Origin of the sequence: Pseudoruegeria sp. SHC-113, from assembly GCF_025376885.1 — a bacterium.
Classification (GTDB): Bacteria; Pseudomonadota; Alphaproteobacteria; order Rhodobacterales; family Rhodobacteraceae; genus Pseudoruegeria.
In genome coordinates this window covers 150842-160950 of the sequence record NZ_JAHUBR010000005.1, presented here as the reverse complement: position 1 = coordinate 160950, position 10109 = coordinate 150842, and the positions used below count along the sequence as shown (strand labels likewise).

Below are 10109 nucleotides of genomic sequence, written 5' to 3'. Positions count from 1 at the left end.
CCGCGATTACGCGATCTACACGGTGGTGCTGGCCGCTGTCTGGCAGACCTCGGGCTTCGTGATGGCGATGTTCCTTGCAGGACTGCGCGGGATCGACAACGAGATCCTGAAGGCCGCGCAGATGGACGGCGCCTCGAATTGGAACCTCTACCGCCGCATCATCATCCCGCAGCTGCGCCCGGCGTTCCTCTCGGCCTTCGTGATCCTCAGCCACCTCGCGATCAAGACGTTCGACCTGGTGATCGCACTTACCGGAGGCGGGCCGGGGCGGGCCACCGAACTGCCCGCGACCTTCATGTATTCCTACACTTTCAGCCGCAACCAGATGGGCATCGGCGCGGCCTCCGCCACCATCATGCTAATGACAATTGCCGCGATCATGATCCCCTATCTTTACGCCGAACTGCGGGAGAAGAAATGATGTCTGTCGCCACACAGGATACCGCCATCCGCACCGGCCGCGTCACCCGCGCGCTGATCTACCTGCTGCTGCTGCTCTTCTCCCTGTTCTACCTGCTGCCGCTCTACGTGATGGTGGTGAATTCGGTGAAACCGCTCGATGAAATCACCGGCGGCGGCATGATGAATCTGCCCCGCGTCTTCACGCTGGAGCCTTGGGCCAAAGCGTGGTCCTCGGCACAGATCGGCGTCGATCCCACCGGGCTGCAGCCCTATTTCTGGAACTCGATCAAGATGGTGGTGCCTGCCGTGGCGATCTCCACCGTGCTGGGCGCGCTCAACGGCTATGTGCTGACGAAGTGGCGCTTCCGGGGCGATACGATCCTCTTTGGCCTGATGCTTTTTGCCTGTTTCATCCCCTTCCAGATCGTGCTGATCCCGATGGCGCGGATGCTGGGGCTGATGGGGCTTGCGGGTACGACATGGGGGCTCGTGCTGGTGCATGTCGTCTACGGGATCGGCTTCACCACGCTATACTTCCGCAACTACTACGCGGTGTTCCCCACCGAGCTGATCCGCGCCGCGCAGATCGACGGGGCGGGCTTCTTCCAGATCTTCTGGCGCATCCTGCTGCCCTCTTCGGGGCCGATCGCTGTTGTCTCGATCATCTGGCAGTTCACCAATATCTGGAACGATTTCCTCTTCGGCGCGTCGTTTGCCGGGGCCGACAGCCAGCCGATGACGGTGGCGCTCAACAACCTCGTGCAATCCTCCACCGGCGTGAAGGAATACAACGTTCACTTCGCGGGCGCGATCCTCGCCGCCCTCCCCACGCTTCTCGTTTACATCGTCGCGGGCCGCTACTTCGTGCGCGGGCTGATGGCAGGCTCCGTGAAAGGATAATCACATGGGCTTTCTCGACATCGACAACACCACCAAATCCTATGGCTCGGTCGAAGTCCTGCACAAGGTCGACATCTCGGTCGAAGAGGGGGAGTTCCTCGTGCTGGTCGGGCCATCGGGCTGCGGGAAATCCACCCTGCTCAACATGATCGCCGGACTGGAGGACATCACCAGCGGCGAGATCCGGATCAAGGATCAGGTGATGAACGGCGTGCACCCCTCGCGGCGCAACATCGCCATGGTGTTCCAGAGCTACGCGCTCTACCCCAACATGACGGTGGGCCAGAACATCACCTTCGGGCTCGAAATGCACGGCGTTCCGAAGGCCGAGCGCGAGAAGGCCATGCGCGAGGTGGCGAGCCTTTTGCAGATCGAACAGCTGCTGGACCGCAAGCCCGGCGCGCTCTCCGGCGGGCAGCGCCAGCGTGTCGCCATGGGCCGGGCGCTGGTGCGCGACCCGGACGTCTTCCTGTTCGATGAGCCGCTTTCCAACCTTGACGCGAAGCTGCGCGTGGACATGCGCACCGAGATCAAGAAACTGCACCAGAAGCTGGGCACCACCATTGTTTACGTTACCCACGATCAGATCGAAGCGATGACGCTCTCCACCCGCATCGCGGTGATGTATGGCGGCTACGTGCAGCAGCTCGGCACCCCGCAGGAGATCTACGACACGCCCGCCAATATCTTCGTGGCCACCTTCATGGGCTCGCCCGCGATGAATGTGGTGCCCGCGACGGTGGCGGTTGAGAATGGCGTGCCGATGGCCGTGGTGGCGCTTCACGACGGTACGAAAACCACCCTGCCTTTCAGCCAGCAGAACCTCACAGCCTGGGAGGGGCGCGAGATCATGCTCGGCATCCGGCCCGAGACGATCACCGATGAAGACGCGGCGGATCGCAAATCCGCCAACATCGCGCCGATGGTCAACCGCATCGTCGTGACCGAACCTGCCGGCTCTGACACCTTCGTGACGATGACGCTGGGCGGCAAGGATGTGATCGCGCGGATGCGCTCGGACGCTGACGTCCGGCCCGGCGCGGAGTTCACCTTCGCGGTGAACATGGAGAAGGCCGTGGCCTTTGACCCGGAAACGGAAATGCGGATCCTGCCCTGATGGACGCGGATCTCCTCATCATCGGATCCGGCATGGGCGGGGCGACGCTCGCCGCCGCGCTTGCGCCCACAGGCCGCCGGATCGTGATCCTTGAGCGGGGGGAGCATCTGCGCCCTTCGCCGCTGGATCGGGATGCGGAGGCGATCTTCGCACGGGGCGTGTTCCGCCCGGCGGAAACATGGCTGGACGGAGACGGGCAGCCCTTCAATCCGGGCAACTACTACAACGTGGGGGGCAACTCGAAGTTCTACGGCGCGGCGCTGATCCGCTACCGGGCCGAGGATTTTGTCCGCGGCTGGCCCTTTCCCTACGAGGCGCTCGAGGCCGATTATCAGGCCGCCGAAGAGATGTATCAGGTGCGCGGCGACGCCACGCTGGATCCCACCGAGCCGCCCCATTCCGGCGGCTATCCCCACCCGCCCGTGCCCGATGAGCCGGACATGGTCGATCTGCGCCGCAGGCTCATGGCCGTGGGCCTCACGCCTGCGCCGATCCCGCTGGGCGTGGATCTGGACGCTTGGCTCGCGGCGGGCCAGACCACATGGGATGCCTACCCCAACACCTGCCACGCCAAGATGGACGCGGAGTCCGTCGGGCTTTCGCGGGCGCTGGCTTACCCGAACGTGGAGCTGCGCACGGGCTGCACGGTGGAGCGGCTTCAGAGCGCGGCGGACGGGCGCATCATGGCGGTGCAGCTTGCCAATGGGGCCACGTTGAGCGCACCGCTCATTGTCGTGGCCGCAGGGGCGGTGCAGACGGCGGCGCTCCTGCTGCGCTCCGCCAATGAGGCCTGCCCCACCGGGCTTGCCAACCGCTCCGATCAGCTGGGCCGCAACTTCATGAACCACAATTGCTCCGCCCTTCTGGCGCTTCATCCCCTGCGACGCAACCGCAGCATCTATCAGAAAACCTTGATGCTGAACGATTTCTACCTGCCAGAGGACGACAGGCCCGCGCTCGGAAACGTGCAGATGCTGGGCAAGATCACCGGGCCGATCCTCGCCGCCAATGCCCGCCTCCCCCGCTGGCTGGCCCATGCCGTGGCCGCGCGCAGCTTCGACTTTTACGCCATGAGCGAGGATCTCCCCAACCCGGAAAGCCGGGTCACGCTTCAGGGCGGGCAGATCAAACTGGACTGGCAACGCTCAAACTGGGAAGCGCATCTGCAGCTGGTGAAGGTGCTGAAAAGCGCTCTGCGTCGCGCGGGTTTCTCCATCGTGCTCAGCCGCCCCTTTGACCAGCGTACCCCCTCGCATCAATGCGGCACCGCCCGCATGGGCCTTGATCCCGCTGCAAGCGTTGTGGACAGCACCTGCCGCAGCCATGATCACCCCAATCTGTTCATCGTCGATGCCTCGGTCCTGCCCACGTCGGCGGCCGTGAACCCGGCGCTCACCATCGCCGCCCTCGCCCTGCGCGCCGGGCGTCACATCACCCAAACGGAGTTTGCCGCCTGATGGCTGAGGGATATGATTTCATCGTGATTGGCGGCGGCTCCGCCGGGTCCGTGATCGCGGCGCGGCTCTCGGAAGATCCCAGCGTGCGCGTGCTGCTGCTGGAGGCCGGGGGCCGTGATCGCCACCCGTTCTTCCACCTGCCCGCGGGCTTTGCCAAGATGACGAAGGGCATCGGCGCATGGGGCTGGACGACGGTGCCGCAGCGGGCGATGCAGAACAAGGTGTTCAATTATACGCAAGCCAAGGTGATCGGCGGCGGCTCCGCGATCAACGCCCAGATCTACACCCGTGGCGCGGCGGCGGATTACGACGAATGGCGGCAGATGGGCTGCGAGGGCTGGAGCTACGAAGACGTCCTGCCCTACTTCCGCAAATCCGAAGACAATGACACCTATGAAGGCCGCTACCACGGCAAGGGCGGGCCGCTTGGCGTTTCCATGCCCGCCGCGCCGCTGCCGATCTGCGATGCCTATATCGCGGCCGCCGGGCAGCTCGGCATCCCGTCAACCACCGATGTGAACGGCGAACGGCAGGATGGCGCGGGCTATTACCAGCTCACCCAGCGCAACGCCCGGCGCTCCTCTGCCGCGATGGCCTTTCTCGGGCCAGCGAGGGCGCGGCCCAATCTCACCATCCGCACCAAGGCGCAGGTGCGGCGCATCCGCGTGGCGGCGGGCCGCGCCACCGGCGTGGAACTGGCCGATGGCACGGTACTAAGCGCGGACCGCGAGGTGATCCTCTCTTCCGGCGCCATCGGCTCGCCTCGCCTACTGCAGCTCTCCGGCATCGGCCCGGCGGATCATCTCGCCAGCCTCGGCATCGACGTGGTCTTCGATCAGCCGGGCGTGGGCGCGAACCTGCAGGATCATCTGGATCTTTATGCGATCTGCGAGGTCACCGGCCCACACACCTACGACCGCTTCGCCAAGCTGCACCTGAGCGCGCTGGCCGGGCTGCAATACCTGTTCACGCGCAAGGGGCCGGTGGCCTCCAGCCTGTTTGAAACCGGCGGCTTCTGGTACGCCGACCCTGAGGCGCGCTCGCCCGATATCCAGATGCATCTGGGCCTTGGCACCGGGATCGAAGCCGGGGTGGCGGCGATGCCCAACGGCGGCGTCACGCTCAACGCCTGCCACCTGCGCCCGCGCTCGCGCGGCACAGTGCGGCTGAAATCAAGCAATCCCGCCGATATGCCGCTCATTGATCCGAACTACCTGTCCGATCCCTACGACAGGGAGATGTCGATTCGCGGCCTCAAGCTGGTGCAGGAGATCCTCGCCCAGCCCGCGCTGAGCGACTACATCCTCGCCGAGCGCCTGCCCGGCCCGGACGTGAAGACGGATGAGGATTACTTCAACTTCATCTGTGTCCACTCCAAGACCTCCCACCACTGCGCCGGCACCTGCCGCATGGGGGCCGACGCAGCCGCCGTGCTGAACCCGCGCCTGCAGTTCAACGGCATCGACGGCCTGCGCGTGGCCGATGCCTCGGTGATGCCCACCGTCAACTCCTCCAACACCAACGCTCCTGCCATCATGATCGGCGAGAAGGCCGCCGACATGATCAAGCAGGATCAGGGAATGCAGCCATGATCCGCCATATCGTCTTGACCAAATTCACACCCGAAACACCGGAGGCGAAGATCCGCGAGATCTACGAGGGCCTCGCGGCCGTTGCCGAAAGGCTGCCCGGTGCGGGCGGCTTCACCGGTGGGCGCTCCGAAAGCCCCGAACAGATCGAGCGCGGCTACATGCATGGCTTTGTGATCGATTTCGACAGCTGGGAGGCGCTGCAAACTTACGCCAATGATGCAGAGCACAAGGCGCTCGGCGGCCAGCTCGTGGCCCATGCCACCGGCGGGATTGACGGTATTCTGGTGCTCGACCTCGACGTATAGAGGGCGGACAGCCAGACCGGAGAGAGCGCATGAAGCAACGCCCCACCATCCTTGACGTCGCCAAACAGGCGGGCGTGTCGAAATCCACCGTGAGCCTCGTGTTGCAGGGCAACCCGGCGGTGAAGGAGGAGACGCGCAAAGCCGTGCGGCAGGCGATGGCGGACATCGGCTATGTCTACAACCGCTCCGCGGCCACGCTGCGCTCGGCCACCTCGGGGCTGATCGGCCTCGTGATCAACGATCTGCGCAACCCGTTCTTCACCGAGTTCGCGGCGAGCTTCCAGATGGCGCTCTCGGAGGCGGGCTTTGCCACGGTGCTCGCCAATGCCGATGAGGACCCGGCGCTTCAGCGCAGGATGATCTCTTCGCTCGTGGAGCACGGCGTCGCGGGCTTCATCATCTCGCCAAGCTACGGCGAAGAGGCCGAGACGCTGGCACTGCTTGCAGGCTCTGGCACGCCGACGCTGCAAGTCTTCCGCACGCTGGAGGCTGAGGGGGCAAGCCTTCCGGTGCTCGCGCCGGATTACCTGCGCGGCGGGCGGCTGGCGGCGGAACATCTGATCGCACAGGGCTGCCGCCGGATCGCCTTTCTCGGCGGGCTGAACGACAGGCCGGTGACGCGCGAGCGGATGAAGGGCTATCTGGCCGTGCTGGAGGAACAGGGCCGTACGCCGCTGGTTCTTACGGGGCAATCCACCCGCGCCTTCGGCAAGGCGATGGCGGCGCGGCTGCACGAACAGCACCCGGATGTGGACGGGGTGATCTGCTTCAACGATCTGGTGGCGCTCGGCGTGCTTTCAGCCTGCCCCGGCCTTGGCATCCGCCCAGGCACAGATCTGCGTGTCGTCGGCTTTGACGACATCGAAGACAGCCAGGACAGCGTGCCGCCGCTCTCCACCATCAGCTGCAACATCCCCGATTTCGCCACCGAAACCGCCCGTCAGATCGTGGGCTGGATCCGCGAAGGCACCCTGCCCCCGGCACGGGCCTTAAGCCCCGTGCGGCTGATCGTGCGGGCCTCCAGCGGCGGGGCGTAACCACAAAGGACATGCGATGACAGATGTGAAAGTTGCCATTCTGGGCGCCTCGGGCTGGATGGGCCGGGTGCATACGATGGCCTACCAGAGCTTCCCCCATTTCTTCGGCACGAAAGGCGGCACGGCCCGCGTGGTGGCGCTTGTCTCCGGCCACCCCGACGCCGAGGCCGAGCTGGGTTTTCGCGCGCCGGGGGCAAAGATCCTGCGGCATTGGCAGGAGGCGGTGAACGATCCCGAGGTGGATCTGATCGACATCTGCCTGCCCGACAACATGCACTACGAGGTGGCCAAGGCCGCGCTGCTGGCGGGAAAACACGTGTTCTGTGAAAAGCCGCTGGCCGATACGGCGGCAGAAGCCCGCGACCTCGCCGATCTTGCCCGCGCCAAGGGCCTCATCACCCGCGTCGGCCATGCCTTCCCGCGCAACCCCGTGCATGACCGCGCCAAGGAGATCATCGAGGCCGGCGAGATCGGCGAAATCACCCTCTTCAAGGGCTGCCAGCATATCGACGTCTATGGCGATCCACTGGCCCCCTACATGTGGCGCGCCGATGGAAACCTCGCGCCCACGGGCATCATCGGCGATACCGGCAGCCATGTGTTCAGCTTCATGGAGTTCCTCGTGGGCCGGGTCTCTTCCCTGATTGCCGACAGCTACATCACCGCGCCCAAGCGCCCCAAGATCGACGGTCAGGATTTGGGTGGTGCCGCGCCCGAGACCACCGAGGCCACCGAATGGGGCGACGTGACCAACCCGGATGGCACCAACATCCTTTGCACGTTTGAAAACGGCGCGAAGGGGATCGTCGATTTCAGCCGCGTCGCCACTGGGCGCAAGTTCCTGCAGAGCTACGAGATCTACGGCACCAAGGGCAGCCTCCTCTATTCGTTCGACGAGGTGAACCGCCTGCGCTTCTACTCAAGCGCCGACCCTAACGGCCGCCGTGGCTTCCGCGAGATCGACGTGGGCCCCGAGCACCCTACCTACGCCGCCTTCCTGCCGCTGCCCAACTTCGCCCTTGGCTACAATGAAACCAAGATCATCGAAGCCGCCGAAGTGATCCGCTCGATCACCACCAACACGCCGATGTGGCCCACGTTTCAGACCGGCCACCACATCTGCCAGATCGTCGACGCCTGCATGGACTCCGCGCGCCAGCGCGCCTGGGTCGACATCGCCTGACGCCGAAAGAAGGAACACCCCGATGGCCCTCGCCGTGTCGCAAGAGATCCTCGACGCCCTGACCGATGTCACCATGCCCCGCCTCGCGCCGGAGCCTGAGGCGGCGGAACATGCCGTGGTTGGCGGCTTCACGATTCCGGTGCAGCGCGCCGGGGCCGTTGTGGTGGGCAGCGGGGCTGCCGGCCTGCGCGCGGCGGTGGAGATGAAGCGGCGCGGCGTGGATGTGGCGATCCTCAGCCAGAGCGCATGGGGCGGCACCTCGGCCTGTTCGGGCTCCGACAAGCAGACGCTGCACACCGCCAACACCAAGGATCAGGGCGACAATTTCTTCCAGATGGCCGCCGCCATCGGCGCGGGCGGCGCGATGGATGAGGACACCGCCTATATCGAGGCCGTCGGCTCGATCCGCGCCATGGCCTCGCTGCAATATCTGGGCCTGCCCCTGCCGCAAGACGATCTGGGCGGCACGCTGCGCTACCAGACGGACCACGACGAAGTGGGCCGCGCCACCTCCTGCGGGCCGCGCACCTCGCGGCTGATGGTCAAGGTGCTGGCCGAGGAAGCGCTGCGCCTTGGCATTCCGTTTTTCAACCAGACGACGGTTGTGAAGGTTGTGAAAGCGGCGGGCCGCGTGGCCGGGGTGCTGGCGATCCGCGCCAAGGCGGCCAGCGCGGCAAACCCATACGGGCTTGCGCTCTTTCCCTGCTCTGCACTCGTGCTCGCTGCCGGTGGGCCAGGGGAACTCTACCGCGACAGCGTATTCCCGAACGGCTGTTTCGGCACGCTCGGACTGGCGCTGGAGACCGGCCTCACCCTCACCAACATCACCGAAAGCCAGTTCGGCATCGGCACCCGCCGCGAAGGTTTCCCGTGGAACCTTTCGGGCACCTATGTGCAGGTCATCCCGCATATCTATTCGGTGGACGCGGATGGCCACGAGCATCACTTCCTCGCCGACTATTACCGCACCACGCAGGAGATGGCCTCCAACATCTTTCGCAAGGGCTACCAATGGCCCTTCCACGCCAGCCGGATGCTGGAGTTCCAGTCAAGCCTCGTGGATCTTGCCATCTTCCGCGAAGGGCAGAAGGGGCGGCGGGTGTTCATGGATTTCAACCGCAACCCGCTGCCGATCGATCAGCCGTTCAGCCTCGCGCGGCTCGATCCGGACGTGGCGGGCTACCTGAAAAGCGCGGGCGCGGATCACGCCTTGCCGATTGATCGTTTGCGGCACATGAACCCGCTCGCGATCGAGCTTTACAAGCGTTACAAGGTCGACATCACCACTGATCCCTTGGAGTTCGCGGTGAACAACCAGCATATGAACGGCGGGATCGAGGTCGATACCTGGGGGCGCACAAACCTCCCCGGCATCTATGCCGTGGGCGAGGCGGCGGGCACCCATGGGGCCACGCGGCCCGGCGGCTCGGCGCTGAACGCCGGGCAGGTGTTCGGCACGCGAGTGGCAGAGCATGTGGCCGCCAGCGGGGCTCCCGTGCAGGCCCCAGAACAGGTACTGGATGTGGCGGAGGCAGCAGCACGGCCGGTTGCCGAGCTCGCCGCGCTCTTTGCGCCCGAAAGCCCGCTGGCGTGGAAGGATATCCGCAGCGCAGTGCAGGCAAGGATGAGCGATAAGGCCGGGATCCTCTGCACCCCCGGCGATGTGGCGGACGCGCTGATTGAGGCCCGCGCGCTGAACACAGACATCCGCGCGTCCGGCATCGCCCTTTCCCGCCCTTCCGAGGCCGCGCGCCTCGTGCAATGGCAGCAGATGGCGCTGGCCTCAGAGGCGGTGCTGACCGCGCTTGATGACTATATCGCCAAGGGCGGTGGCAGCCGGGGCGCGCGCGCGATCTGCGATCCGGCGGGCGAGTCTCTGCCGCAATCCGCAATTGGCCCGCTGCCCGACTATCGCTTCCGCGCGGAGCGGGAGGAAGACAAGGGCGATCAGCTCCTCGTGCAGATGGCGGGCACTGAGATGGTGATCTCCCGCCGGGCAAACCGCAGCCACGACGGCGCGAAATCCTTCTTCGAGCGGGATTGGCCGGCCTGGCTGACGGGGGCGATCTACAAAGGCGGGTCCAATCGGACGTAGCGGCTCCGCAAGCGGCTGCCC

General features: G+C 65.5%; 9 protein-coding genes. All 9 read left to right on the top strand.

The annotated features are described in order from the left end of the window. A partial coding sequence (locus KVX96_RS19165; RefSeq protein WP_261196463.1) for a carbohydrate ABC transporter permease occupies nt 1-421 on the top strand: 421 nt, incomplete at its 5' end. Beyond that, nucleotides 421-1302: a carbohydrate ABC transporter permease gene (locus tag KVX96_RS19160; RefSeq protein WP_261196462.1), complete on the top strand. Its 882-nt coding sequence runs from the start codon at nt 421-423 to the stop codon at nt 1300-1302. The genes KVX96_RS19165 and KVX96_RS19160, both read left to right, overlap by 1 nt. Before the next feature lie 4 nt (nt 1303-1306). Continuing rightward, nucleotides 1307-2419: an ABC transporter ATP-binding protein gene (locus tag KVX96_RS19155; RefSeq protein WP_261196460.1), complete on the top strand. Its 1113-nt coding sequence runs from the start codon at nt 1307-1309 to the stop codon at nt 2417-2419. Then, nucleotides 2419-3876 (top strand): GMC oxidoreductase, encoded by a 1458-nt coding sequence (locus KVX96_RS19150; RefSeq protein ID WP_261196458.1) that lies wholly within the window; start codon nt 2419-2421, stop codon nt 3874-3876. Before KVX96_RS19155 ends, KVX96_RS19150 begins: the two co-directional genes overlap by 1 nt. Further along, on the top strand, nt 3876-5468 hold the full coding sequence (locus tag KVX96_RS19145) for a GMC family oxidoreductase (protein ID WP_261196457.1): 1593 nt from the start codon (nt 3876-3878) through the stop codon (nt 5466-5468). The genes KVX96_RS19150 and KVX96_RS19145 overlap by 1 nt, the downstream gene beginning before the upstream one ends. Beyond that, nucleotides 5465-5773: a Dabb family protein gene (locus tag KVX96_RS19140; protein WP_261196456.1), complete on the top strand. Its 309-nt coding sequence runs from the start codon at nt 5465-5467 to the stop codon at nt 5771-5773. Before KVX96_RS19145 ends, KVX96_RS19140 begins: the two co-directional genes overlap by 4 nt. A 29-nt stretch (nt 5774-5802) precedes the next feature. After that, on the top strand, nt 5803-6810 hold the full coding sequence (locus KVX96_RS19135) for a LacI family DNA-binding transcriptional regulator (protein ID WP_261196455.1): 1008 nt from the start codon (nt 5803-5805) through the stop codon (nt 6808-6810). Between the two features lie 16 nt (nt 6811-6826). After that, nucleotides 6827-7993, top strand: coding sequence for a Gfo/Idh/MocA family protein (locus tag KVX96_RS19130; protein WP_261196454.1), 1167 nt, complete (start codon nt 6827-6829; stop codon nt 7991-7993). 22 nt (nt 7994-8015) lie between these two features. Continuing rightward, nucleotides 8016-10088 (top strand): FAD-binding protein, encoded by a 2073-nt coding sequence (locus tag KVX96_RS19125; protein ID WP_261196453.1) that lies wholly within the window; start codon nt 8016-8018, stop codon nt 10086-10088. Nucleotides 10089-10109: the final 21 nt, after the last annotated feature.